Below are 22,890 nucleotides of genomic sequence, written 5' to 3'. Positions count from 1 at the left end.
CATTCCGAACCCGGAAGTTAAGCTTCCCAGCGCCGATGGTACTGCACTCGGGAGGGTGTGGGAGAGTAGGTCACCGCCGCACAATATTTATGAAAAAGGGCCACCCTTCGGGGTGGCCCTTTTCTTTTGTACGGCACTCAGCGGATGTTCAGGAGGGGCTCGATCCGGTAGGGGATCTGGGTGGACAGGGAGATGGTCGTGTCCGTCCGTTGCACCGCCGGCGACGCCAGGATGTGGGCGATGATCTCCTGGAGATGGTCCGTTGTGTGTGCCACCACCCGGCACAGCAGGTCGTGCTGGCCGCTCGTACCGTGAACCTCCAGGATCTGCGGTACGGCCCGCAGCGCCTCCACAGCCTCCATCAGCCGGCCCTGGGCGATCTGCAGCCACACGAAGGCCAGGATGGGATAACCGGCCTGCGCCGGTGACACGGTCGGGCCGAAGTCCTCGATCACGCCCCTGGCGGTCAGCTTCTCCACCCGAGCCTGTACGGTGCCGCGCGCCACGCCCAGCAGCCGGGCCAACTCCGTCAGCCCGATGCGGGGGTGGGCACGCATGGTCACCAGCAACCTCGCGTCCAGATCGTCCATGGCATGCCCCTCCCATGCTGTGCGATTCGACCAGAAATTTCACTACTTAGAGTGCGGAAGCTAGCGTATCGCTCAGCAGAACTGGGCGCTCTTGCCAGGAAAACCCGGGTTTGCTGTCATTTGGACATGTTTGAGGAAGCGCAGTACTTCGCCCCCGTCGCGGCCCAGCAGGACGGATCGGTGGTGGTCGAGCTGTCCGCGTCCCACCCGGGGTTCGCGGATCCGGTGTATCGGGCGCGGCGGAACGCGATCGCCGGGCTGGCCGTCAACTACCGCCCGGGCACGCCCATCCCGGCCGCCGAGTACACCGAGCAGGAGCACGAGGTCTGGGCCCTGGTCACCAGGGAGCTGGCGGTGAAGCACGCCAAGTTCGCCACCGCCGAGTACCTCGACGGCGTCGACCGCCTGGGGCTGTCCCAGGAGCGGATCCCGCAGCTCGAGGAGGTCTCGCGCCTGCTGGAGCCGCTGACGGGGTTCCGCTATCTGCCGGCCGCGGGGCTGGTGCCGCTGCGGGACTTCTACGGCGTGCTGGCCGACGGGTACTTCCACTCGACGCAGTACATCCGGCACCACTCCGTGCCCTTCTACACGCCGGAGCCCGACGTCATCCACGAGGTGATCGGGCACGCCAACGCGCTGGCGAGCTCCCGGTACGCCGCCCTCTACCGGCTGGCGGGCCAGGCCGCGCGCCGGGTCCAGTCGGACGAGGCGCTGGAGTTCGTGTCGAAGGTGTTCTGGTTCACGCTGGAGTTCGGGGTCATGCGGGAGGCGGGCGAGCTCAAGGCGTACGGGGCCGGCATCCTGTCGTCGTACGGGGAGATCGAGGAGTTCCGCGGCATGGACATCCGGCCGCTGGACCTGTCCGCGATGGGCACGACCCACTACGACATCACGAAATATCAGGACGTACTCTTCCGGGCCGAGTCTCTCCAGCACCTGGAAGACGTCGTGGGGGACTTCTGGGGCACGTGTGACGACGACTCGATCGCGAAACTCATCGCCGCCGCCGTCTAGCGGCCTGTCGCAATTTTTCGTGATAATGCGTCAATGGTGGCGAGCCGAGGACAGGCAGTACCACGAGCGGTCATCGCCCTGGCCCTGCTCGCCGCCCTCGTCCCGGCATCGGCCGCCCCGCGATTACCGGCACCCGCATCGGTGCCTCTGGCACGACGGGCCCCGGTGCTGCTGGGGATCCGCGAGGAGGCCACCGGAGCCCGGCTGGAGCAGGTCTCGGCCGAGGAGACCCTGGCGCCGGTCCCGGCCAAGCGGATGAGCAAGCGGCTCGACGGCTATCTCGCGGGCCGGTCCGGGAAGGTCACCGCCATGGTCAAGGACCTGGCGACCGGGCGGCTCTACCGCTATCACCCGGGCGAGCGAATGATCACCGCCAGCACCGCCAAGGCGCAGATCCTCATGGGCCTGCTGCTGAAGACCCCGTGGAAGAAGCTGCCACAGGCCGTCCGGCACGACGCCGAGATCATGATCCGCTACAGCGACAACCACGCCGCCGACCGACTCTGGCTGCGCATCGGCGGCGCGCCCGGCTTCACGAAGGCCGGCAGGAAGTTCGGGCTCAAGCACACGCAGGGCGTCCCGGGCAACTGCGTGGACCTGTACTGCTGGGGAATCACCCGAACGTCGGTGGACGACCAGATCCGCCTCATGCGCGCCCTGGCGTCCCCCAAGAGCCCGCTCAGGGCCAAGGACCGCGACCAGGTCCTCAGCCTCATGGGCCGGGTCATCGACGGCCAGAACTGGGGGATCAGCGCCGCCGCGTGCAAAGGCGACCGCGTGGCGCTGAAGAACGGCTGGCTCAAGCGCGTCTCGAACAAGCTCTGGGCCACGGTCAGCGTGGGCCTGCTCAGAGGCGACGGCCACGACTACGCCATTGCCGTACTCACCGAGGGAAGCCCTCAGGTGGGGTACGGCATAGCGACCGTCGAAGGCGTGGCGAAGCGGATCATGCAGGACTTCCGGAAGTGCCCGGCGTGACGAGGCGGTAGCCGACGCCCCGCACGGTCTGGATGAGCTGGTCGTCCTCGTCGCCCAGCCGGGCGCGCAGGCGTTTGACGTGCACCGCGATCGTGTTGGTCGAGGTGGTCGCCGCCGCGTGCCACACGTGACGCATGATCTGTTCGCGGGTGACCGTACGGTCGGCGTTGCGCATCAGGTAATGCAGCAACTCGAACTCGCGCAGCGGCAGGTGCACGGCCCGCCCGCCCACGCGTACCTGATAGGCCTGCACGTCCAGCTCGACCCCGCCAACGGCCAGCACCTGGCGTGATCCGGGCGAGGCCGCCTGGATGAACGGCAGCAGCTCCGTCACCCGGTAGGGCCTGGCCACGCAGGCGGCCGCGCCGGCCGCGAGCGCGCGCACCGCCTGCTCGGCGTGGCCCTCGCCGACACCGAGCAGCACAGGGACGGCGCGCGCGAGGCGTACCGCGCGGACGAACTCCACCGCGTCGATGACCGTGAGCGTGGCCGAGACGAGCACCACGTCAGGCTGCAGGGCCCCCGCCTGGAGGAGGCCCTGAGCACCGTCGGGCGCGCCTGTGACGGCCACGCCCTCGCGTTCGAGCGCCGTGGCGAGGTCCTCCACGACGGCGTCGTCGGGGTCGGCTATGAGCAGTACGGGCTTGGTCCGTGTGTCCCCGTTCACCGTGAGTGCCGCCTGCTGTTGGGTCATCAGCCGAAGCGCCCCGTGATGTAGTCCTCTGTGGCCTTCTGGGACGGGTTGGTGAACATGCGGGACGTCTCGTCCATCTCGATCACCTTGCCGGGCTTGCCCTGCTCGGCGAGGTTGAAGAACGCGGTCCTGTCGCTGACCCGGGCGGCCTGCTGCATGTTGTGGGTGACGATGACGATCGTGTACTGGTCCTTGAGCTTGGCCATGAGGTCCTCGATGGCCAGCGTGGAGATCGGGTCGAGCGCCGAGCACGGCTCGTCCATCAGCAGGACCTGCGGCTTGACCGCGATGGCCCGGGCGATGCAGAGCCGCTGCTGCTGACCGCCCGACAGGCCGGCGCCCGGCTTGTTGAGGCGGTCCTTGACCTCGTTCCAGAGGTTGGCGCCCTTGAGCGACTCCTCCACGATGCCGTCGAGCTCCGACTTGCTGACCCGGCCGTTGAGCCGGAGCCCGGCGGCCACGTTCTCGGCGATCGACATCGTGGGGAACGGGTTGGGGCGCTGGAAGACCATGCCGATCATCCGGCGCACCGAGACGGGCGCGACGGTGGGGGCGTACAGGTCCTCGCCGTCGAGCAGGACCTTGCCCTCGACACGGGCGCCGGGGATGACCTCGTGCATGCGGTTGAGCGTGCGGAGGAACGTCGACTTGCCGCATCCGGACGGGCCGATGAACGCGGTGATCGAGCGGGGCTCGATGGTCATGGACACGTCCTCGATCGCCTTGTGCGACCCGTAGTACGCGTCGAGACCCGAGACCTGGATCTGCTTGGACATTGCGTCGATAACCCCCTATCGGCCCCTGGCGGGCGCGCGCCACCAGGCAATCAGGCGCGCCACCAGGTTGAGCAGCATGACGATCAGGATGAGCGTGAGGGCGCCGGTCCACGCCCGGTCGATGGCGGTGTCGTTGGGCCGGGCCGCCTGGTCGAAGACGAAGAGCGGCAGGCCCATCTGCGGTCCGGTGAACGGATCGTTGTTGATGGAGTTGGTGAAGAACACCGTCATCAGCAGCGGCGCGGTCTCGCCGGCGACCCTGGCCACGGCCAGCATCACGCCGGTGACGATGCCGGTGAACGCCGTCGGCAGCACGACCTTCAGGATCGTGCGCCACTTGGCCACGCCCAGCGCGTACGAGGCCTCGCGTAGGTCGTTGGGCACCAGCCGGAGCATCTCCTCGGCCGATCTGACCACCGTCGGCATCATCAGGATCGACAGCGCGAGCGCGCCCGCCCAGCCGGAGAACTGGAAGCCGAGGACGAGGATCCAGAACGCGAAGACGAACAGGCCGGCGACCACCGAGGGGACGCCGGTCATGACGTCCACGAAGAAGCTGATCGAGCGGCTGAGCCGGCCGCCGTTGCCGTACTCGACCAGGTAGATCGCGGTGAACAGGCCGATGGGGACGGAGATGAGCGAGGCGAGCAGGACCTGCTCCAGCGTCCCGATGATCGCGTGGTACGCGCCTCCGCCCGCGTCACGGGCGCCGATGCCGCGCATCGAGTGGGTGAGGAACTCGAGGTCGAAGCGGGCCAGGCCGTTGGAGATGACCAGCCAGAGCACCGAGACGAGGGGCACCACCGCGAGCGCGAACGCCAGGTAGACCAGCCCTTGGACGAACTTGTCCTTGATCCGGCGGCCGGCCGAGATGTGCTGGATTCCCGTCATGCGCCGGCCCTCCCGTACTCCTTGCGCCGGTTGATGATCATGCGCGCACCCATGTTGACCAGCAGCGTGATGATGAACAGCACCAGACCGGAGGCGATCAGCGCGCCGCGGCCGATCTGGGTGGCCTCGCCGAAGCCGTTGGCGATGTTCGCGGCGATGCTGTTGGCGTGGGGCGTGAGGATCTCGAAGGTGATGTCGAAGGTCGCGGGGAAGATCAGCGCGACCGCGATGGTCTCGCCCATGGCCCGGCCGAGGCCGAGCATGGCGGCGCTGATGATGCCCGGGCGGCCGAACGGCAGCACGGCCATCCTGATCATTTCCCAGCGGGTGGCGCCGAGCGCGAGCGCCGCCTCCTCGTTCATCTTCGGCGCCTGGAGGAACACCTCGCGGGAGATGGCGGCGATGATCGGCAGGATCATGATGGCCAGCACGATGGAGCCCGCGAGCATGGTCTTGCCGCCGACGGCGCCCTCGCCGGCGAACAGCGGGAACCAGCCGAGGTTCTCGTTCAGCCACTTCGACGGCTCGCGCAGCAGCGGCACCAGGAACGCCAGGCCCCACAGGCCGTAGACCACGCTGGGCACGGCGGCGAGCAGGTCGATCAGGTAGCCGAGCGGCGAGGCCAGGCGGCGGGGCGCGTAGTGCGAGATGAACAACGCCACCCCGACGGCGATCGGGGTGGCGATGACCAGGGCGAGTGCCGAGCTGAGCACCGTGCCGAAGGCCAGGGCGGCGATGCCGAACACCTTCTGGCCGTTGGGGTCCCAGGTCAGCTCGAAAAAGAAGGACGCCTTGTTCGCCTGCAGGGCGGGGATCGCCTCGCTGATGAGGAACACGGCGATGGCCGCCATGATCGCCAGCAGGATGACGCCGGCCGCGGTGGAGACGAAGCGGAAGAGGCCTTCACCATGGGTGCGCCGCGAGGCGGGCCGGCTCGTGGCCGGCCCGCCGTCACGGGTCTTCAGATTTGTGGTCATCTGCAATCAGGAGATCGCCTCGACAGCGGACCGGACCTTGGTGAGCAGGGTGCCGGCCAGCGGGGCGTAGCCCAGCTCCTTCAGCGCCGACTGGCCCTCGTCGCTGGCGGTGTAGGTGAGGAACGCCTTGACCACCTTCGACTGGTCGGCCGGCAGGCCCTTCTCGCAGGTGATCTCGTACGTCACCAGCACGATCGGGTACGCGCCGGCGGTCTTGGTGGCGTAGTCGATCGACAGGGCGAGGTCGTTGCCGGTGCCCTTGATCTGAGCGCTCTCGATGGTCTTGGCCGCGCTCTCGGGGGTCAGCTCGACGTACTCGTTCGCGCCGTTGGCGACCTTGGCCTTCTGGAGCGAGGAGTTCTCGGCGTATGAGAGCTCGACGTAGCTGATCGCGCCCTCGGTGTCCTTGATGGAGGAGGCGATGCCGTCGGAGCCCTTGGCGCCCTGGCCCTTGGCCTCGGCGGGCCACGCCTTGGCGGGCTCGTACGCCCAGCCGCCGGTGGCCTTGAGGAACTTGGTGAAGTTGTCGCTGGTGCCCGACTCGTCCGAGCGGTGGAAGGCCTGGATCGGGGTGGACGGCAGCTTGGCGTCGGGGTTCTCGGCCTTGATGGCGGCGTCGTCCCACTTGGTGATCTTGCTGTTGAAGATCCCGGCGAGCGTCTTGGGGGAGAGCTGGAGGCCCTCGACGCCGGGGAGGTTGTAGACCACCGCGATGGGGCCGGTCACCATCGGGATGTTGATGGCCTTGCCGGTCTTGCAGCGGGCGTCGGCCTGCGGGGCCTCTTCCGGCTTCAGCGCCGAGTCCGAGCCCGCGAAGGAGACCGTGCCCTGGATGAACGACTGCACGCCCGCGCCGGAGCCGCTGGGCTGGTAGTTGATGGTCACACCCGAGTTCGTGGCCGTGAAGTTCTTCGTCCACTCGGTGATCGCGTTGGCCTGGGCGGAGGAGCCCGCGGCCTGAATCGTGCCGCTCAGACCATTGTCGTTGCCCGCGGCGGGCGCGCTGGCGGACGTGGTGCCGCCGCCGCTGGCATTGTTGTCTGTGCCGCACGCAGCGAGGGAGAGCGCGCCGACGACGGCGACAGCGGCGAGCCGGCCTGCATACTTCACGGTTGGGTTTCCTCCCACTTGGTCCTTAGTCGCCATGAACGTATGCAGCCAAGGTGACTTGAACCCCCCGACAAGGGTGAACGTTCGGTGAACGCGCCCGGTCGCCCCCATGATGGGAGTTATGACCTATCGCGTATGCCTGGTGTGCATGGGAAACATCTGCCGATCCCCCATGGCGGAGGTGGTGCTCCGCCAGACGCTGGCCGACCGCGGGCTGGGCGACCGCGTCACCGTCGAGAGCGCCGGGACCGGCGGCTGGCACGCCGGTGACCCCATGGATGAACGGGCGCTGGCCATCCTCGAACAGCATGGCTATGACGGAGCGGCGCACCGGGCCCGGCAGTTCACCCGGGACTGGTTCGACCGCTACGACCTGGTGCTGGCCATGGACCGGGACAACCTGGCCAACCTACGACGGATCGCGCCCTCCGGGGTGGAGGTGCAGCTGTTCCGGGCGTTCGACCCCGCCGCCGAGGAAGGGGCCGAGGTGCCCGATCCGTACTACGGGGGCCGCGAGGGATTCGAGGAGGTGCTCGCGCTGGTCGAGTCCGCCTCCGAGGGCGTGGCCAAGCACATCGCCGATGAGATCGACTGAGAGCCTGGGCTCGTCCCACGGGCGGCGGCTGCTGCGGGGCGTGCTGGACGACGGGCGCGAGGTGTTCGCCAAAACCGGGACCGCCTCAGAGATGTTCGCCTCGGAGGCCGCCGGGCTGCGCTGGCTGGGCGAGGCGATCGCGGTGCCCGAGGTGATCGAGGTCGGTCCCGATCGGCTCGTCCTGTCATGGGTACGGGAGGAGGCGCCCAGCGCGGCGGCGGCCGAGCGGTTCGGGCGTTCGCTGGCCCGGCTGCATCGGGCGGGTGCCGCCGGCTTCGGTGCGCCGTGGCCGGGGTTCATCGCCGAGCTGCCGATGGACAATTCGCCCGCCGCCGACTGGCCCTCCTTCTACGCCTCCCGGCGGGTGCTGCCCTTCGCCCGGCAGGCCGGGCTGCCCTCATCCGACCTGGCGCTCGTCGAGCGGGCCGTGGAGCGGTTCGCCGCGGTGGCGGGGCCTGCCGAGCCGCCCGCGCGGATCCACGGGGATCTGTGGAGCGGGAACGTGCTGTGGTCGCAAGGGTCGGCGGTGCTGGTCGACCCTGCGGCCCATGGCGGGCACCGGGAAACAGACCTGGCCATGCTTGCGCTTTTCGGGCTGCCGTACCTCGATCGGGTGCTGGGGGCCTACCACGAGGAGTTCCCGCCCGCGGAGGGCTGGCGGGAGCGGGTGCCGCTGCACCAGCTGCATCCGCTGCTCGTCCACGTGGTGCTGTTCGGCGGGTCCTACCGAGACGGGTTGATGAACGCGGTACGGCGGGTGCTGGCGCTCTAGACGCCGTGGATCGGTGAACTCGGGGTGAACGAGGTGCCGTTGAGGCGGTTGATCACCTCGTCGTGCAGGATCCCGTTGGTGCAGACCAGGCTGCCGCCCTCCAAGCCCCGCACCCCGGCGACGTCGGTCCAGCGGCCGCCGGCCTCCTCGACGATCACCGTGAGCGCCGCCATGTCCCACGGCGACAGCTCGGGCTCGGCCGACAGGTCCGCCGATCCCTCGGCGACCATCATGTGCGACCAGAAGTCGCCGTACGCCCTGGTGCGCCAGCAGGCGCGGCCGAGGTCGAGGAAGTTCTCGAGCTTGCCCGCCTTCTCCCATCCGCCGAAGCTGGAGTACGAGAACGACGCGTCCTCCAGGCTGGACACGGAGGAGACCCGCATCCTGGACGCCTTGGTCAGGCTCTTGCCGGTCCACGCGCCGCCCTCGATCGCCGCCCACCATCTCCGGCCGAGCGCCGGGGCCGACACCAGGCCGACGACGACCTTGCCGTACTCCATGAGCGCGATCAGGGTCGCCCACACCGGGACGCCGCGTACGTAGTTCTTGGTGCCGTCGATCGGGTCGATGATCCACGAACGGGCGCCCCAGCCGGTCTTGCCGAACTCCTCGCCCACGACCGCGTCGCGGGGCCTGGCGCGGCGCAACGTGCCCCGGATGGCCTCCTCCACGGCACGGTCGGCGTCGCTGACCGGCGTCAGATCGGGCTTGGTGTCGACCTTGAGATCGACCGCCTTGAACCGCCGCATGGTCAGGTCATCGGCGGCGTCCGCCATGACATGCGCGAGGCGAAGATCATCGTTATAACCCTGCACGGTCGCCAACGCTACCGGAATTGTCCTCAGTGCTCCGGCTTCAGGTCGGGGGTAAACCGGACTTTTCCGTGGGACTGGACAAGAACTGCTGTTTCGCCGTGAAGGTAAAAGGGCGTCCAGACGGCTCAGATCAGCTGATTCCCGTGTTTGGCGCGCATGATCGCGACAGAGAATGAGGCTCACTCTTTGGCGGGAAAGTGTGATTCCAGTGGGTGTTGGCGATATCAGGGAGCGTCGTCGACGGTGCCTTCGCGGCTGGAGAGCAGGCGGCGCAGCGACTCGAGGCGGACGGGGTCGGCGTTGCCCTTGGCGACCCAGGCGTCCAGGGCGCACTCGGGGCCCAGGTGGGTGCAGCCCTTGGGACAGTCGACCGTGCCTTCCACGAGATCCGGGAACGCGGCCAGAACCGTCTCCATGTGTACGTGGGCCAGGCCGAAGCTGCGCACGCCCGGTGTGTCGATGATCCAGCCGCCTTCCGGCAGCTCCAGGGCCACGGCCGAGGTGGAGGTGTGACGGCCGCGCCCGGTCACGGCGTTGACCTGGGAGACGGCGCGGTTGGCGTCGGGCACCAGGGCGTTGACGAGCGTGGACTTGCCGACGCCCGAGTGGCCGACCAGGACGCTGACGCGGTCTGCCAGATGGTCGCGGAGCTCCTCCAGAGGGCCGCCCTTGTGCACGACCACGTGCGCGACGCCCAGGGGCTCGTAGAGGGACACCAGCTCGTCGGGCGGGGCGAGGTCGGGCTTGGTGAGGCAGAGCAGCGTGTCGATCTCGGCGTCGAAGGCGGCCACCAGGATGCGGTCGATCATGCGGGGGCGGGGCGGTGGGTCGGCCAGGGCGGTGACGATGACGAGCTGGTCGGCGTTGGCCACGACCGGGCGCTCGATGCCGTCGGTGTCGTCCGTGTCGTCGGCCGAGCGGCGGAGCATCGACGTGCGGGGCTCCACGCGTACGACTCTGGCCAGGGTGTCGGGGCGGCCGGAGACGTCGCCGACCAGGGCGACCCGGTCGCCCACGACGATGCCCTTGCGGCCCAGCTCGCGGGCCTTCATGGCCACCACGAGACGGCTCTGCGGCTGCTTGCGCTTCTGCGCGGACCCCTTGGGGCGTTCCGGCTCGACCAGCGTCGTGTAGCGGCCGCGGTCCACGGCCACCACGAACCCCTCGACGGCGTCCTCGTGCGCAGGACGGATCCGGGTCCGCGGCCTCGAGCCCTTGCCCGGCCGGACCCGTACGTCGTCCTCGTCGTACTCCCGCTTCTTCAGCGGTCTGCTCCCATGCGCTCTCTCCCTCTGTGGGCATGCGGCAATGACGTCGTGCCGGTGGATCTCGTCATAGGGGCGGCCGACCCCCACGTGCCGCCCTTTTCCGACGTGCCCGGCGTTCCCATCGCGAAACCCGCCGCTGGAGGGCGGCTGCGGACCCGGCTCATCGGGCTTCCAGCATGCCGGCCCACATCTGGACGAACTCGGGGAGGGTCTTGGCCGTCGTCGCGATGTTCTCCACCTCCACACCGGGCACCCTCAGGCCGATCACGGCTCCGGCCGTGGCCATGCGGTGGTCGTCGTAGCTGTGGAAGGTGCCGCCGTGCAGCGGGCGGGGGCGGATGATCAGGCCGTCCTCGGTCTCCTCCGCGTCGCCGCCCAGGCGGTTGATCTCGGTGGCCAGCGCGGCCAGGCGGTCGGTCTCGTGGCCGCGCAGGTGGGCCACGCCCCTGATGCGGCTCGGCGTGGTCGCGAGCGCGGCGAGGGCGGCGATCGTCGGGGTCAGCTCGCCCACCTCGTGGAGGTCGGTGTCGAGGCCGGTGATCTCGCCTGCCGGTCGCCCCGTGACCACCAGGTCGGATCCGTCGGGGGAGCGGGTGACCTCGGCGCCCATCGCGCCGAGCAGGCCGCGCAGGGCGTCGCCCGGCTGGGTGGTGCGGGCCGGCCAGGCGGGGATCGTGACTGTGCCGCCCGTGACCAGGGCGGCGGCCAGGAACGGGGCCGCGTTGGACAGATCGGGCTCCACCGTCATGTCCCTGGCCGCGATCGGGCCTGGCTCGACCCGCCACACGTCGCGCTCGCTGTCGTCCACCGTGACGCCCACCGCCCTGAGCATCTCCACGGTCATCTCGATGTGCGGCTGCGAGGGCACGGGCGGGCCGACGTGGCGGATCGTGACGCCCTTCTCGAACCGCGCCGCCGTCAGCAGCAGCCCGGAGACGAACTGCGACGAGCCCGAGGCGTCCAGCGTGACCTCGCCGCCCGCCAGTGGCCCGCTGATCGTGAACGGGAGCGCGTCGTTGTCGACGCGCGCGCCCAGCGAACGCAGGGCGTCGAGGATGGGGCCCATCGGGCGCTTGCGGGCGTGGGGGTCGCCGTCGAAGGAGACCGGGCCGTCGGCCAGGGCGGCCATCGGCGGGACGAAACGCATGACCGTGCCCGCCAGCCCGGCGTCGATGCTCGCGCCGCCCCGGATCGGGCCCGGCGTCACCTGCCAGTCGGCCCCGGCGGCGCTCTCGCCGGTGGACACCAGGGTGGCGCCCAGGGCACGCAGGGCCGAGACCATCAGGTCCGCGTCGCGGCTGCGCAGCGCGCTGCGCACGACGCCGGGGCCGTCGGCGAGCGCGGCGAGGACGAGCGCGCGGTTGGTCACCGACTTGGAGCCGGGCAGCGAGACGGTGGCGGTCACCGGAGCGGTCGCCGTGGGCGCGGGCCAGTGCGTAGCGGGCATGGTCAAAGACTACTGGGAGTGGCAGGGCGGGTTCACGGCCTGTAGACGGCCTGCTCCTTCCCCCCTGTGGACAACAGGCGCGGGCGCAGGACGTACGTGGCAGGGTGGGGTTATGTGCGGTAGATACGCCTCGGCGCGCAAGAAGCACGAGCTGCTCGAGGAGTTCCAGGTCGAGCAGGACGGCGACCCCGACAAGGAGCTCGGCGCCGACTACAACGTCGCGCCGACCAAGAACGTCTACGCCGTGCTCAGTCGCGTCCCCAGGGAGGCCGAGCGGGCGGTACGGCAGCTCAGGATCGTCAAGTGGGGGCTGGTGCCCGCCTGGGCCAAGGACCCGTCGATCGGGTCCCGGTTGATCAACGCCAGGATCGAGACGGTGGCCGAGAAGCCGTCGTTCCGTCAGGCGTTCGCCAAGCGCAGGTGCCTGCTTCCGGCCGACGGCTACTTCGAGTGGATGCCCGTCGAAGGCGAAAAGAAGAAGAAGCAGCCGTACTTCATCCATCCGGAGGACGGCGGGGTGCTGGCCATGGCGGGCCTGTACGAGTTCTGGAAGGACCCGTCGCGTGCCGACGACGACCCGCTCAAGTGGCTGGTGACCTGCACCGTCATCACCACGGACGCGGAGGACGAGCTCGGCCGCATCCACGACAGGATGCCCATGATGATCGAGCGGGAGCGCTGGGAGGAGTGGCTCGACCCCAAGTTCAACGACGTCGAGCGGGCCACCCGGTTGCTGGTGCCCGCCGAACAGGGGCGGCTCACGGCGTATCCGGTCTCCACTGACGTCAACAACGTCAGAAACAACGGCCCCGACCTCATCAAACCGCTACCCGAGGAGGGGGAAACCGCCCTTTTCTAAAGGTGTAAGAAGCGCTGTAAGTGGGCATCCGGTGAGGAAAGCGCGATGCATCCGTTCACTCGGTGTCACCGCCAAAAATGCCCCCTAATTGCACCGGGCGGGACAACCGGGGAGTCCTAGCCGCGGGTTGCCGTGATTCACCCGGAGGTGCGGATTCGTGGACGTCACGACCGCTCGTGAGCGGCTGGAAGACATGCTCGCGGAACTGGACCGGTCGATCGGGGTCCTCCAGGGCGATCCCGTCGCCGTACGCGAGCATTCGGCGGCCGACGCAGGCTCGGACCTGACCGACGCCGACCGCGCGCAGGCCATGCTGGCCGTCGCCACGACGCAGCGCCGTGCGGTGATCGAGGCGATCAAGCGCCTGGAAGAAGGCGCGTACGGCCGATGCGTCGACTGCGCCAAGCCGGTGCCGGAAGGACGGCTGGAGGCGCGCCCGGAGGCCGCCCGCTGCGTGCAGTGTCAAGGCAAGCAGGAGCGGCGCCGCTGACGCCGGCGGCGCTCAGGCCGGGTGGGACGGGCTCTTGCGGCAGCTGGCCACCAGATGGATGCCGACCGTGTCGTCGTCGTCCGGATGGGCCTCCAGCTCCGTGCGTACCAGATAGTTGAGCGCACGCGCGTCGGACCCGAGGACGTGGTCCACCGTGGACGGCGACAGCACCGTGCGCGGCCGCATCCACTCGACCTCCAGCCCGGCGCCGACCAGCAGCTCGCGCAGCTGCCCGCTGCTGAAGCAGCGCGTGATGCTGCCGTCCGGCCACGGCACGAGCATGACCTCGCCGGTCTGCCGCAGGTGCTGCCACTGCTCCTGCTCGGCCAGGATCGCCATGCCCAGCACCAGCGAGTCGACGCATACCAGCGCCCGCCCGCCCGGCCGCAGCACCCTGGCCACGTCGTTCATCGCGGATTCGGCCATCAGCTCGATCGACAGCACGCGCTCCTCGGCGAGCACCGCGTCCACGCTCGCGTCGGGCAGGAACGCCAGATCGTCGGCGCGTACGTGACGAACCCGGTCGGCATCCCGCAACCGGGACTGCCCGTCGACCGTACGGCGGAAGTCGAGCACCTCGATCACCTTGTGCCCTGCCCTGGCCGCCTGGCCGGACCAGCGCCCCTGGCCGCCGGAGAGATCGAGGATGACGGAGGGTTCGGCGGGGAGCCATCGGTTGAGTTGTTCGGCGGCGACGGCGCGGTAGAAGGTCCAGTACGGCCCGAGCGTCCCTGAGCCGTTCAGTTCCTCGGCCGGAATGGGCAGCACACGCGACTCCTGGGTTCCGGGTAAAGGGCTACCAGCCGGTACGTATGACGTTCCCCGCACCGGGTCCTTCGTACCTTCTATCTTGCGGGAACAGACAAGGGCGCGGGTGTGTTGCGACGAGCATGCTCACATTGGCTGACCCCCTCCCCGCTGAGCGGCGCCTCATCGGCCAGCGGGTATCCTCCCCTGAGTACGGTGTTCCGCAACAGCCGGCCACCGGTGATCTTAGGGGGGTGGGTCCGGTGCCCGCGACAGGCGCGGAGACGCTGGAGCAGCGAAGCGAGCGATTCGAGCGCGACGTGATGCCGTATCTCGAGCAGCTCTACTCCGCCGCGCTCCGGATGACCCGGAATCCCGCGGACGCGGAGGACCTGCTTCAGGAGACCTTCGCCAAGGCGTTCGCGTCGTTCCACCAGTTCCAGGAGGGCACCAACCTCAAGGCGTGGCTCTACCGGATCCTGACGAACACGTTCATCAACAGCTACCGCAAGAAGCAGCGTGAGCCGAAGCAGTCCGGCACCGAGGAGATCGAGGACTGGCAGCTCGCGCGGGCGGAGTCCCACACCTCGGGCGGTCTGAAGTCGGCGGAGGTCGAGGCGCTCGAGCACCTGCCCGACGGCGACATCAAGCAGGCGCTCGCGGCCCTGCCGGAGGAGTTCAGGATCGCGGTCTACCTGGCCGACGTCGAAGGCTTCCCCTACAAGGAGATCGCCGACATCATGGGCACTCCGATCGGCACCGTGATGTCGAGGCTGCACAGGGGACGCAGGCAGCTCCGGGGCCTCCTTGAGGACTATGCTCGCGAGCGTGGCCTGGTCCCGGCGGAGGGATCGAAATGAGCTGTGGCAACCCGCATGACACCGACTGTCGCGAGGTGCTCGACAAGGTCTACGCCTATCTCGACGGCGAGCTGACCGAGACCGACGTCGTCGACATCCGCGTGCATCTTGACGAGTGCGGCCCGTGCCTGAAGGAATACGACCTGGACAAGGCGGTCAAGGCGCTCGTGCACAAGCACTGCGGCTGCGACCCGGTCCCCGCTGACCTGCGTTCCAAGGTGCTGGCGCGCATCGCGCAGGTCAGGTCGCAGCTGTCCGACTAAGATGCACACCATGCGTGTGCTGGTCACCGGGGGCGCCGGGTTCATCGGGTCCAATCTCGTCGATCGTCTGCTCGCCGAAGGCCATGACGTCGACGTGGTCGACGACCTGTCGTCCGGGTGCAGGGACAACCTGGCCGAGGCCGCCGAGAGCGATCGCTTCCGGCTGCACGTCCTCGACGTGCTCGATCCCGCGCTGCCCGGCCTCGTGGCCGGCCTGCAGCCGGAGGTCGTCTGCCACCTGGCCGCGCAGATCAGCGTGCGCAAGAGCGTGGCCGACCCGAGGCGCGACGCCAGGGTCAACGTCGAGGGCACCGCGGCCGTGCTGGCCGCGGCCCACGAGGGACGCGCGCGCAAGGTGGTGTTCGCCTCCTCCGTGGCCGTCTACGGCAGGCCCGCCACGATCCCCGTGCCCGGCGACGCGGCCACCGACCCGCGCTCGCCGTACGCCGCGTCGAAGCTCAGCGGCGAGACCTACCTCGCCGCCTTCCGCGCCCTCTACGGCATTGAATACACCGCGCTGGTGCTCTCCAACGTCTACGGCCCGCGCCAGTCGCCCGAAGGCGAGGCGGGCGTGGTCGCGATCTTCACCGACGCGCTGCTCGGCGGCACGCCCACGGTCGTCCACGGCGACGGCGACCAGACGCGCGACTACGTCTACGTCGACGACGTGGTCGACGGGTTCGTCGTGGCGTGCGGCCAGCGGGGCGACGGCCGCAGGTTCAACCTCGGCACCGGCATTCAGACCACCGACCGGCGGCTCCACTCGCTGATCGCCGACGCGGCGGGCGCGCACGACCATCCGGGGTTCGCGCCGCCGCGCCCGGGCGACCTGCCGGCCATGGCGGTCGATCCGGTGCCCGCCCACGAGGGGCTCGGCTGGCAGCCGCGTACGGACCTGCCGACTGGGGTGAAGAAAACGGTCGAATGGGCGAGAAATCGTCGCCAGAAGTAGTTGCTTGATTACGCTTTGCTTGCGATTTCCGACTCTGCCCATCCGGTGACGTCCTCTTCTGTAGCGTGAACTCCAGAAGTCGACGTGGAGGCATGTGGATGATGAAGGTTACGGTCGCCCGGCTGCTCACGGCCATCCTGTTGATCACCCCGGTGATCATGCTGATCGGGGGAGCGCTTCCTCCTGGGGTGTCCTGGACCTGATCTCCGTAGGGGGCCGCAATGCGTGATCTGCCGTGGCCTGCAAGGGTCTATCTGGTTGCCGTGATCGGGGCGGCGGCCGCTCTCATGGCGCGCAGCGTGATCGTCTCCGGCACCCTCGTGGCGCCGGAGGACCTGGACGTCCTGCTGGTGCTCGCCCTGCTGTTCCTGGTGTGCGAGTCGATGCCGACGCTGCTCAACGTGGAGCAGTTCGCGGTGTCGGTCAGCTTCTCCGCCGCGCTGGCGGCGGTGGTGCTGATCGGGCCGGAGGGCGCCGCGCTGGTCGGGCTGACCGCGGTCCTGAGCGTGCGTCCCGGGCTGCCGCTGATCAAGCGGCTGTTCAACGGCGCGCAGTTCGCCATCTGCGGCTACGCGGCCGGGCGGGTCTACGAGGGCCTCGGCGGGCAGGTCGGCGTGCCCCAGGTCAACGCGTTCGACGATCTCATCGGCCCCTACGCCGCGGCCACCGCCGTGTTCGTGCCGCTCAACATCGCGCTCACGCTGACCATAGTCGGGCTGGCCACGCGAGTGCGGGCCACCGAGGTGCCGATGCGCGGCATGGCCCAGTTCCTGCTGTCGTATCTGGGCTACGGCACGTTCGGGCTGCTGGTGGCCGGGCTCTGGGCCACCGTGCAGTCGATCTCGGCGGTGCTGGTGCTGCTGCCGCTGTTCGTGGCGCGATGGGCGTTCGGTCAATATCACGCGCAGCAGCGCTCGTACGACGCCACCATCGCCGCGCTCTGCCAGGCCGTGGAGACCAAGGACTACTACACCCGAGGCCACTGCACGCGGGTCTCGCTCGCCTCGTCCATGATCGCTCAGGAGATCGGCATGGGCCCCGAGCGGGTGCGGGCCATCCGCTACGCGGGCATGCTGCACGACGTGGGCAAGCTCGGGGTGCCGACCAAGGTGCTGCAGAAGGACGGGCCGCTCACCGAGGAGGAGTTCGCCGCGATCCAGCTCCACCCCATGCGGGGCCTGGAGATCGTCCGCGGCATCGGCTTCCTCGACGAGGCGTACGCCGGGATCATGCACCACCACGAGCGCCACGACGGCACCGGCTACCCGATGGGGCTGGCCGGTGACGAGATCCCCGAGTTCGCCAAGGTCATCGCGGTGGCCGACGCGTTCGACTCGATGACCTCCGACCGCTCCTACCGCGGCGCCAGGCCAGTCGGGGAGGCGCTCGCCGAGCTGCGCAAGACCGCGGGCACCCACTTCGACCCGGTCATGGTCACGGCCTTCATCCGCGCGCTCGAGCGGGAGCCGTGGCAGCCGCCGCGCAAGGTCGAGGCGCCGCCGCCCGACGAGACCCCGATCAAGGACCACGACGACCCGACCATGCCCATCCAGGTCGTGACCGGGCAATGATCACCACAGAGCGCCGCCCCAGGCGTGCAGAACGCTCGCTCAACACGGTCCTGCGCCGACTCGACTCCGGCCAGCTGCTGCTCATCTGCGCGGCGGGGCTGGCCGCGGTCGCGGGCGTCGCCCACACCGCCGCCGTCGGGCTCGACCGCCCGGAGATCGCGGTCGGGTTCGGCGCGCTGATCGCGGTCGGTGAGCTGGCCAGGCTCACCATGCCGGGCAACAGGGAGGTCGCGCCCATCGGCGCCGCCGCCGCCCTGGGCTACACGCTGCTGCTCGACCTCAGCCAGCACCCGCTCCGCCACTCGGCGCTGCAGGTCGTGGCGGTGATCGCGGTCGGGATGCTGGCCGGCGCGCTCCCGCACCTGGCGGTCGGCCGTCCGCCCCGGCTGGATGCGATGGCGCGGCGGCTGCTCACCGGCGCGCTGCTGGCCTTCGCGTTCCGCCCGCTGGCCGACCCGCTCTACGCGCTGACGAAGCCGCCGACCAGCACCTGGTGGCCCGCGCTCGTGGTGATGGTGACGCTCATCATGATCTCTCTCATGATCGACGTGCTGATCGCCGCGCTGCTCCGGGCCGAGCAGCTGCGCACGGCGTTCAGGGTGGCCGTACGCGACGAGATCAACATGGCCTTCCCGCTGGGCGCGGCCGTGGCCTCGTCGGGCGTGCTGCTCGCGCTGGCCACGCACAGCATGGACCTGGTCGCGCTGCTGGTGTTCGCCGCGCCGCTGCTGGTCACGCAGGTGGCCTTCAGGAAGTACGCCGGGATCCGCGCGACCTACCTGCAGACCGTACGCGCCCTGTCGCGGGTCACCGAGGTCGGCGGCTACGTCGAGCCCGGCCATTCGCGCCGGGTGAGCCGCCTGGCCGTGGCGATCGGCAGAGAGCTCGGCATGGCCGAGCCCGAGCTGCTCGAGCTGGAGTACGCCTCGCTGATGCACGACATCGGCCAGCTCTCGCTGCGCGACCCCATCCCCGGCGGCGCCACGGTGCTGACCGAGCCCGAGCAGGCGCGGCGCATCGCCGAGCTGGGCGCCGAGGTGATCAGGCAGACCGGCGTGCTCGACCGGGTGGCCGACGTGGTGAAGCGGCAGTGCGACCCGATCGCCGACGACCCGCCGCTGTCGAGCCGCATCATCAAGGTCGCCAACGCCTACGACGACCTCGTGGGGCCCTCGACCGACCGCGATCGCGCCGGGGCCGCGCTGGAGCGTATCCGGCTGTCGTCCGGCAGCGCGTACGATCCCTCCGCGATCGAGGCGCTCACGCGCGTGATCGACCGCGGGCGCGTCTAGCCTGAACAACCGCTGTCCCGTTTCGGGCCGCTCGCCATTGTGGGGTTCCTACAGATCGCGCTCTTCGGATCGGTGGTTTAGGGGGAAAGGGGGCGGATCGGTCGCGGTCATAGGCTGATCGGCGTGCTTACTGAGACGCTCGGACCCGTTCTGATCGCCAACCGAGGGGAGATCGCGCGGCGGATCATCCGCACGGTCAAGCGGCTGGGGCTGCGCGCCATCGCCGTGCACTCCGAGGCCGACGGCGACCTGCCGTTCGTACGTGAGGCCGACGAGGCCGTGCTGATCGGACCGGCCAACCCCGCGCAGAGCTATCTCGACGCCGCCAAGGTGCTGGAGGCGGCCCGCGCGACCGGCGCCAAGGCGATTCACCCGGGTTACGGGTTCCTCGCGGAGAATGCCGCGTTCGCCAGGGCCGTGATCGACGCCGGGCTGGTGTGGATCGGGCCCGCGCCCGAGGCCATCGACAAGATGGGCGACAAGATCAACGCCAGGAACCTCATGGAGAGCGCCGGCGTGCCGGTCGCCGCGGGCACCCGCGAGCCGGTCGCCGACCTGTCGCAGGCGCTCAAGGCCGCCGAGTCCATCGGCTACCCGGTCATGGTCAAGACCGCGGGCGGCGGCGGTGGCATCGGCATGAGCGTGGCCCACGACGACGAGGGCCTGGCCAAGGCGTTCGAGCAGGCCGCCAGGGCGGCGGCCAGGTTCGCGGGCGACGCGCTCGACGGGCCCGCCGTGCTGCTCGAGCGCTACATCGAGCGGGCCCGCCACGTCGAGGTGCAGATCCTCGGCCTGCCCGACGGCCGCGTCGTGGCGCTGGGCGAGCGCGACTGCTCGGTGCAGCGTCGCCATCAGAAGGTCGTCGAGGAGTCGCCGTCCCCGGGCATCACCCCGGAGCTGCGCGAGCGCATGCTGGCCGCCGCCGCGCGGGCCGGCGAGGCCGTCGGCTATCTTGGCGCGGGCACGGTCGAGTGCCTGGTCGACGCCGACAAGCAGGACTTCGTGTTCCTGGAGATGAACACCAGGCTGCAGGTCGAGCACCCGGTCACCGAGCTCGTCACCGGGCTCGACCTGGTCGAGCTGCAGCTGCGCGTCGCCGCGGGGGAGAGCCCCGAGGTGCGGCCCGTGACCACCGGGCACGCGATCGAGTTCAGGGTCTACGCGGAGGATCCCAAGCGGTTCTTCCCCGGCCCCGGCACGATCACGGAGTGGGTGGAGCCGGACGGCGAGGGCGTACGCGTGGACTCGGGCTACACCGCGGGCAACACGGTCACCCCGTTCTACGACCCCCTGATGGCCAAGCTCTGCGTCTACGGCGAGACCCGCGCCGACGCGCTGGAGCGTGGGCGCAAGGCGGTGGACGCGTTCGTCGTCGAGGGCCCCAAGAACAACCTGCCGTTCTGCGCGGAGCTGCTGGACAATGCGGAGTTCGTCACCGGCGACTACGACACGGGCCTGGTCGCGCGGATGCGGGCCTAAGGTGAATAGAGTGATGAAAGAGGGGAGTTGCGGTGGCTGAGGTACGCGCTGAGATGGTGGCGAACGTCTGGAAGGTCGTCGTCAGTGAGGGTGACACCGTCTCCGAGGGCGACACGCTCGTCATCCTTGAGTCGATGAAGATGGAGATCCCCGTGCTCGCCGAGGACGACGGCGTGGTGGCCCAGATCAAGGTGGCCGAGGGCGACGTCATCCAGGAGGGCGACCTGATCGCCGTCATCGACTAGTCGCCCTCGTCATGAACTTGGCGCGATCGACGACGATGCGCTCGATCGTGCCCCTGCCCACGATGGCGTGCCGGTCGTGGGCTTCGAAGGCGAAGACCAGGCGCCGGCCGTCGACCTCGGTGAGTTCGACACCGATCTGCACGTGCGTCCCCAGTGGGCTGGCGGCCAGGTGTTCGAGCTCGACCCGCGTGCCGACCGACGTCTCGCCGGGCTGGAGGTGCTGCTCCACGGCCCGTACGGTCGCCGCCTCGGCCAGCGCGAGCAGCCGGGGCGTGGCCAGCACGGGTACGTCACCGCTGCCGATCTTCTTGGCGGTGTCCTCCATCTCGACCATGATGAGCAGCTGGGAGCGGAGGCCGGGAGCGAGCGTCATGGGCTCAGCCTAAGGTGGTCACACCGGCTAATGGGGCCGTTGACTTCCTGGAAACGCGGACAAGTGCCGCCATAAGGCCCCAGGATAGGGTTTGTACGGCTTAAGAGCACTTGAGTGGCATGTGGGACAGCTGAGTCGTACACTCTCTGACTTCCGTGACCACTGTGTGACCTGAACGCGACAAAAGTTCGCTTTGTTGGAGAGCCGCGGGGTGCGAGAGGTTACAGGTGTAGGGGGGTAACGGGGGAGACATGGTGGCCCAAGGGACGACGCTGGCGGGGCGATATCGGCTGGATACCCGCATCGGCGCCGGTGGCATGGGCGAGGTGTGGCGGGGCGAGGACGTCGTCCTGGCGCGCACCGTCGCTGTCAAGGTGCTGCTTCCCGGCCGTACGCAGGACCCCGGCTTCGTCGCTCGCTTTCAGGGGGAAGCGCGGGCGATGGCCACGATCAACCACGCCGGAGTCGTCGACGTCTACGACTACGGCGTCAGCGGCGACACCGTCTACCTGGTGATGAAGTTCGTCGACGGCGAACCGCTCGACCGGCTGCTGGCCAGGCTGGGCCGGATCCCGCCGCAGGCGGCCATGGAGCTGATCGCGCAGGCGGCGTCGGCGCTGCAGGCCGTCCATGACCAGGGGATCGTGCACCGCGACGTCAAGCCGGGCAACCTGCTGGTGCAGCGCGACGGCACGCTGGTGCTGACCGACTTCGGCATCGCACGCTCCGACCTGGCCAACCGGCTCACCGACGCCGGCATGGTGCTCGGCACGGCCGCCTACTGTGCCCCCGAGCAGGCCGAGGGCGCCCCTGTCACGCCCGCGGTCGACATTTACGCGCTCGGCGTGGTCGCGTACGAGTGCCTGGTGGGGCAGCGGCCGTTCGACGGCGACAGCGCGGTCACGATCGCGCTCAAGCACATCCGCGAGGCGCCGCCCCCGTTGCCCGCCGAGATCCCTCCGGCGGTCCGCACGCTGGTCGAGGTCGCCCTGTCCAAGGACCCGGCCAGGCGCTACCCGACGGCCAGGGCGATGAGCGAGGCCGCCAAGGCCATCGCGAGCGGGCAGACACCCGCGGCCCCCGAACCTGTCCCCGCCACCGGGGCCCCGATGGCGGCACCGGTGGAGGCGTACCAGACGGGGGCGCATCAGGCACGTCCCCAGGAGGAGACCACGACGGTGGCCGACCGGCGCGGGGGCAGCCGCCGGGCGGTCAAGGCCCCGCGCAGGACCGGGCTGATCGCGGGCATCGCCGCCGCGGTGGTGCTCGGCGCGGGCGCCACCGCGATCGCGCTGACCGGCATAACCAACCCCGCGCCGCCGACGAGCACCGCCTCCCCGGCGTCCGACGACTCGAAGAACATCTCCAAGACGACGACCAAGCCGCCGTCCAGGCGGATCAAGACGCCGACGGCCGAGCCGACGACGCCGGATCCCAAGCCCACCACCTCCAGGCCGACAGTGCGGGTCACGGAGAAGGCAGAGGAGCCGGAGGAGACGCCCAGCACCACGCCGCCCGCCACCAAGACTCCGACCAAGACCCCGACGTCGAGCAGTCCCTCACCGAGCGTCAAGAAGGTGGTCGTGCCGCCGGTGGTCGGGAAGGAGTTCCTGAAGGGGCAGGAGATGGTCATCGCGGCGGGCTTCGAGGACGTGATCCCCGATGACCGGACCTCCACCTCGAACGGCATGCGCTGCGGCGTGATCACGCAGACGGTGCCGGGCGCGGGGACGGCGTGGCCGGTGAACAAGCCGGTCAAACTGGTGGTCACGGACGGCGTCTGCCCGGAGGACACCAGCCCGACCCCCAGCCCCACCGCCACGCCCAAGTAG

General features: G+C 69.7%; 25 protein-coding genes and 1 rRNA gene. 15 read left to right on the top strand and 11 right to left on the bottom strand.

Translation table 11 applies throughout. The features are described 5' to 3' along the window. Nucleotides 1-82: ribosomal RNA gene (gene rrf, locus AB0J64_RS06125) — 5S ribosomal RNA — on the top strand; the annotation flags it as partial. Between the two features lie 55 nt (nt 83-137). On the opposite strand, the gene AB0J64_RS06120 is transcribed toward rrf, so the two are convergent. Then, the gene (locus AB0J64_RS06120) at nt 138-590 is read right to left on the bottom strand and encodes an Lrp/AsnC family transcriptional regulator (RefSeq protein WP_364021396.1); all 453 of its coding nucleotides are present in this window, start codon (nt 588-590) and stop codon (nt 138-140) included. 126 nt (nt 591-716) lie between these two features. Between AB0J64_RS06120 and AB0J64_RS06115 the strand changes: the two genes are divergently transcribed. Both AB0J64_RS06115 and AB0J64_RS06110 read left to right on the top strand, forming a co-directional pair. Continuing rightward, a complete protein-coding gene (locus AB0J64_RS06115; RefSeq protein WP_364021393.1) occupies nt 717-1,604 on the top strand; it encodes a phenylalanine 4-monooxygenase in 888 nt (295 codons plus the stop codon). A 33-nt stretch (nt 1,605-1,637) separates the two neighbouring features. Then, the gene (locus AB0J64_RS06110; RefSeq protein WP_364021390.1) at nt 1,638-2,582 is read left to right on the top strand and encodes a serine hydrolase; all 945 of its coding nucleotides are present in this window, start codon (nt 1,638-1,640) and stop codon (nt 2,580-2,582) included. Here AB0J64_RS06110 and AB0J64_RS06105 read toward each other — a convergent pair. From AB0J64_RS06105 to pstS, 5 genes are read right to left on the bottom strand one after another with little or no spacing between them, the layout of a single operon-like run. After that, nucleotides 2,551-3,276 carry a response regulator transcription factor gene (locus tag AB0J64_RS06105; RefSeq protein WP_364021387.1) on the bottom strand — a complete coding sequence of 242 codons (726 nt, stop codon included), beginning with the start codon at nt 3,274-3,276 and terminating at the stop codon, nt 2,551-2,553. The genes AB0J64_RS06110 and AB0J64_RS06105 overlap by 32 nt on opposite strands. Then, on the bottom strand, nt 3,276-4,052 hold the full coding sequence (gene pstB, locus AB0J64_RS06100; protein WP_344992270.1) for a phosphate ABC transporter ATP-binding protein PstB: 777 nt from the start codon (nt 4,050-4,052) through the stop codon (nt 3,276-3,278). The genes AB0J64_RS06105 and pstB overlap by 1 nt, the downstream gene beginning before the upstream one ends. A gap of 15 nt (nt 4,053-4,067) precedes the next feature. Next, complete coding sequence (gene pstA / locus AB0J64_RS06095) at nt 4,068-4,943, bottom strand: phosphate ABC transporter permease PstA (protein ID WP_364021384.1); 876 nt, start codon at nt 4,941-4,943, stop codon at nt 4,068-4,070. Beyond that, nucleotides 4,940-5,920: a phosphate ABC transporter permease subunit PstC gene (gene pstC / locus AB0J64_RS06090; protein WP_364021381.1), complete on the bottom strand. Its 981-nt coding sequence runs from the start codon at nt 5,918-5,920 to the stop codon at nt 4,940-4,942. The genes pstA and pstC overlap by 4 nt, the downstream gene beginning before the upstream one ends. Nucleotides 5,921-5,926: 6 nt before the next feature. Beyond that, on the bottom strand, nt 5,927-7,030 hold the full coding sequence (gene pstS, locus AB0J64_RS06085) for a phosphate ABC transporter substrate-binding protein PstS (protein ID WP_364021378.1): 1,104 nt from the start codon (nt 7,028-7,030) through the stop codon (nt 5,927-5,929). A gap of 121 nt (nt 7,031-7,151) precedes the next feature. Here pstS and AB0J64_RS06080 point away from each other — a divergent pair, with 121 nt between their 5' ends. Next, the gene (locus AB0J64_RS06080; protein ID WP_364021374.1) at nt 7,152-7,625 is read left to right on the top strand and encodes a low molecular weight protein-tyrosine-phosphatase; all 474 of its coding nucleotides are present in this window, start codon (nt 7,152-7,154) and stop codon (nt 7,623-7,625) included. Then, on the top strand, nt 7,612-8,397 hold the full coding sequence (locus AB0J64_RS06075; protein WP_364021371.1) for a fructosamine kinase family protein: 786 nt from the start codon (nt 7,612-7,614) through the stop codon (nt 8,395-8,397). Before AB0J64_RS06080 ends, AB0J64_RS06075 begins: the two co-directional genes overlap by 14 nt. Here AB0J64_RS06075 and hisN read toward each other — a convergent pair. The 3 genes from hisN to aroA form a co-directional block, all read right to left on the bottom strand. After that, a complete protein-coding gene (hisN, locus tag AB0J64_RS06070; RefSeq protein ID WP_364021368.1) occupies nt 8,394-9,212 on the bottom strand; it encodes a histidinol-phosphatase in 819 nt (272 codons plus the stop codon). The two genes, AB0J64_RS06075 and hisN, sit on opposite strands and share 4 nt — an antisense overlap. Before the next feature lie 224 nt (nt 9,213-9,436). Then, nucleotides 9,437-10,477, bottom strand: coding sequence for a ribosome small subunit-dependent GTPase A (gene rsgA, locus AB0J64_RS06065; protein ID WP_364021412.1), 1,041 nt, complete (start codon nt 10,475-10,477; stop codon nt 9,437-9,439). Nucleotides 10,478-10,640: 163 nt separating this feature from the next. After that, entirely contained in the window at nt 10,641-11,927 is a 1,287-nt protein-coding gene (aroA, locus tag AB0J64_RS06060) for a 3-phosphoshikimate 1-carboxyvinyltransferase (protein WP_364021365.1), read from the bottom strand. A gap of 112 nt (nt 11,928-12,039) precedes the next feature. Here aroA and AB0J64_RS06055 point away from each other — a divergent pair, with 112 nt between their 5' ends. Together AB0J64_RS06055 and AB0J64_RS06050 are read left to right on the top strand one after the other, a co-directional pair. Then, the gene (locus AB0J64_RS06055) at nt 12,040-12,786 is read left to right on the top strand and encodes an SOS response-associated peptidase (protein WP_364021362.1); all 747 of its coding nucleotides are present in this window, start codon (nt 12,040-12,042) and stop codon (nt 12,784-12,786) included. 157 nt (nt 12,787-12,943) lie between these two features. Then, nucleotides 12,944-13,276, top strand: a complete 333-nt coding sequence (locus tag AB0J64_RS06050; RefSeq protein WP_364021359.1) for a TraR/DksA C4-type zinc finger protein — start codon at nt 12,944-12,946, stop codon at nt 13,274-13,276. A gap of 12 nt (nt 13,277-13,288) precedes the next feature. On the opposite strand, the gene AB0J64_RS06045 is transcribed toward AB0J64_RS06050, so the two are convergent. After that, nucleotides 13,289-14,044, bottom strand: a complete 756-nt coding sequence (locus AB0J64_RS06045; protein WP_344992240.1) for a methyltransferase domain-containing protein — start codon at nt 14,042-14,044, stop codon at nt 13,289-13,291. Nucleotides 14,045-14,277: 233 nt separating this feature from the next. Between AB0J64_RS06045 and AB0J64_RS06040 the strand changes: the two genes are divergently transcribed. From AB0J64_RS06040 to AB0J64_RS06010, 7 genes are all read left to right on the top strand, one after another. Then, nucleotides 14,278-14,883 (top strand): sigma-70 family RNA polymerase sigma factor, encoded by a 606-nt coding sequence (locus AB0J64_RS06040; RefSeq protein WP_364021355.1) that lies wholly within the window; start codon nt 14,278-14,280, stop codon nt 14,881-14,883. Next, nucleotides 14,880-15,146, top strand: a complete 267-nt coding sequence (gene rsrA / locus AB0J64_RS06035) for a mycothiol system anti-sigma-R factor (RefSeq protein ID WP_364021352.1) — start codon at nt 14,880-14,882, stop codon at nt 15,144-15,146. Before AB0J64_RS06040 ends, rsrA begins: the two co-directional genes overlap by 4 nt. A 10-nt stretch (nt 15,147-15,156) precedes the next feature. Further along, a complete protein-coding gene (locus AB0J64_RS06030; RefSeq protein WP_364021349.1) occupies nt 15,157-16,098 on the top strand; it encodes an NAD-dependent epimerase/dehydratase family protein in 942 nt (313 codons plus the stop codon). 221 nt (nt 16,099-16,319) lie between these two features. Continuing rightward, nucleotides 16,320-17,669 (top strand): HD-GYP domain-containing protein, encoded by a 1,350-nt coding sequence (locus AB0J64_RS06025; protein ID WP_364021346.1) that lies wholly within the window; start codon nt 16,320-16,322, stop codon nt 17,667-17,669. Then, nucleotides 17,666-18,961 (top strand): HD domain-containing phosphohydrolase, encoded by a 1,296-nt coding sequence (locus tag AB0J64_RS06020; RefSeq protein ID WP_364021343.1) that lies wholly within the window; start codon nt 17,666-17,668, stop codon nt 18,959-18,961. Before AB0J64_RS06025 ends, AB0J64_RS06020 begins: the two co-directional genes overlap by 4 nt. Before the next feature lie 123 nt (nt 18,962-19,084). Further along, the gene (locus AB0J64_RS06015) at nt 19,085-20,440 is read left to right on the top strand and encodes a biotin carboxylase N-terminal domain-containing protein (protein ID WP_364021340.1); all 1,356 of its coding nucleotides are present in this window, start codon (nt 19,085-19,087) and stop codon (nt 20,438-20,440) included. Nucleotides 20,441-20,472: 32 nt separating this feature from the next. After that, nucleotides 20,473-20,685 carry a biotin/lipoyl-binding carrier protein gene (locus tag AB0J64_RS06010; protein ID WP_364021337.1) on the top strand — a complete coding sequence of 71 codons (213 nt, stop codon included), beginning with the start codon at nt 20,473-20,475 and terminating at the stop codon, nt 20,683-20,685. Here the strand turns inward: AB0J64_RS06010 and AB0J64_RS06005 are convergent. Then, nucleotides 20,675-21,058, bottom strand: coding sequence for a thioesterase family protein (locus AB0J64_RS06005; RefSeq protein WP_364021334.1), 384 nt, complete (start codon nt 21,056-21,058; stop codon nt 20,675-20,677). The two genes, AB0J64_RS06010 and AB0J64_RS06005, sit on opposite strands and share 11 nt — an antisense overlap. 251 nt (nt 21,059-21,309) lie before the next feature. Here AB0J64_RS06005 and AB0J64_RS06000 point away from each other — a divergent pair, with 251 nt between their 5' ends. Then, entirely contained in the window at nt 21,310-22,890 is a 1,581-nt protein-coding gene (locus tag AB0J64_RS06000; protein ID WP_364021331.1) for a serine/threonine-protein kinase, read from the top strand.

It is taken from the genome of Nonomuraea sp. NPDC049695, from assembly GCF_040674955.1.
In the GTDB taxonomy this organism is placed as follows: domain Bacteria; phylum Actinomycetota; class Actinomycetes; order Streptosporangiales; family Streptosporangiaceae; genus Nonomuraea; species Nonomuraea helvata.
Note: the sequence above shows the minus strand (reverse complement) of the source record. Positions and strands in the feature narration are given on the sequence as shown.

Excerpts from the sequence above, each read along its gene's own strand:
- pstC (WP_364021381.1), bottom strand. The coding sequence starts at position 5,920 with ATGACCACAAATCTGAAGACCCGTGACGGCGGGCCGGCCACGAGCCGG.
- AB0J64_RS06115 (WP_364021393.1), top strand. The coding sequence starts at position 717 with ATGTTTGAGGAAGCGCAGTACTTCGCCCCCGTCGCGGCCCAGCAGGAC.
- AB0J64_RS06080 (WP_364021374.1), top strand. The coding sequence starts at position 7,152 with ATGACCTATCGCGTATGCCTGGTGTGCATGGGAAACATCTGCCGATCC.
- aroA (WP_364021365.1), bottom strand. The coding sequence starts at position 11,927 with ATGCCCGCTACGCACTGGCCCGCGCCCACGGCGACCGCTCCGGTGACC.
- AB0J64_RS06120 (WP_364021396.1), bottom strand. The coding sequence starts at position 590 with ATGGACGATCTGGACGCGAGGTTGCTGGTGACCATGCGTGCCCACCCC.
- AB0J64_RS06005 (WP_364021334.1), bottom strand. The coding sequence starts at position 21,058 with ATGACGCTCGCTCCCGGCCTCCGCTCCCAGCTGCTCATCATGGTCGAG.
- AB0J64_RS06020 (WP_364021343.1), top strand. The coding sequence starts at position 17,666 with ATGATCACCACAGAGCGCCGCCCCAGGCGTGCAGAACGCTCGCTCAAC.
- AB0J64_RS06000 (WP_364021331.1), top strand. The coding sequence starts at position 21,310 with ATGGTGGCCCAAGGGACGACGCTGGCGGGGCGATATCGGCTGGATACC.
- AB0J64_RS06075 (WP_364021371.1), top strand. The coding sequence starts at position 7,612 with ATGAGATCGACTGAGAGCCTGGGCTCGTCCCACGGGCGGCGGCTGCTG.
- AB0J64_RS06055 (WP_364021362.1), top strand. The coding sequence starts at position 12,040 with ATGTGCGGTAGATACGCCTCGGCGCGCAAGAAGCACGAGCTGCTCGAG.
- AB0J64_RS06105 (WP_364021387.1), bottom strand. The coding sequence starts at position 3,276 with ATGACCCAACAGCAGGCGGCACTCACGGTGAACGGGGACACACGGACC.
- AB0J64_RS06025 (WP_364021346.1), top strand. The coding sequence starts at position 16,320 with ATGCGTGATCTGCCGTGGCCTGCAAGGGTCTATCTGGTTGCCGTGATC.
- AB0J64_RS06110 (WP_364021390.1), top strand. The coding sequence starts at position 1,638 with ATGGTGGCGAGCCGAGGACAGGCAGTACCACGAGCGGTCATCGCCCTG.
- AB0J64_RS06030 (WP_364021349.1), top strand. The coding sequence starts at position 15,157 with ATGCGTGTGCTGGTCACCGGGGGCGCCGGGTTCATCGGGTCCAATCTC.
- pstB (WP_344992270.1), bottom strand. The coding sequence starts at position 4,052 with ATGTCCAAGCAGATCCAGGTCTCGGGTCTCGACGCGTACTACGGGTCG.
- pstA (WP_364021384.1), bottom strand. The coding sequence starts at position 4,943 with ATGACGGGAATCCAGCACATCTCGGCCGGCCGCCGGATCAAGGACAAG.
- rsrA (WP_364021352.1), top strand. The coding sequence starts at position 14,880 with ATGAGCTGTGGCAACCCGCATGACACCGACTGTCGCGAGGTGCTCGAC.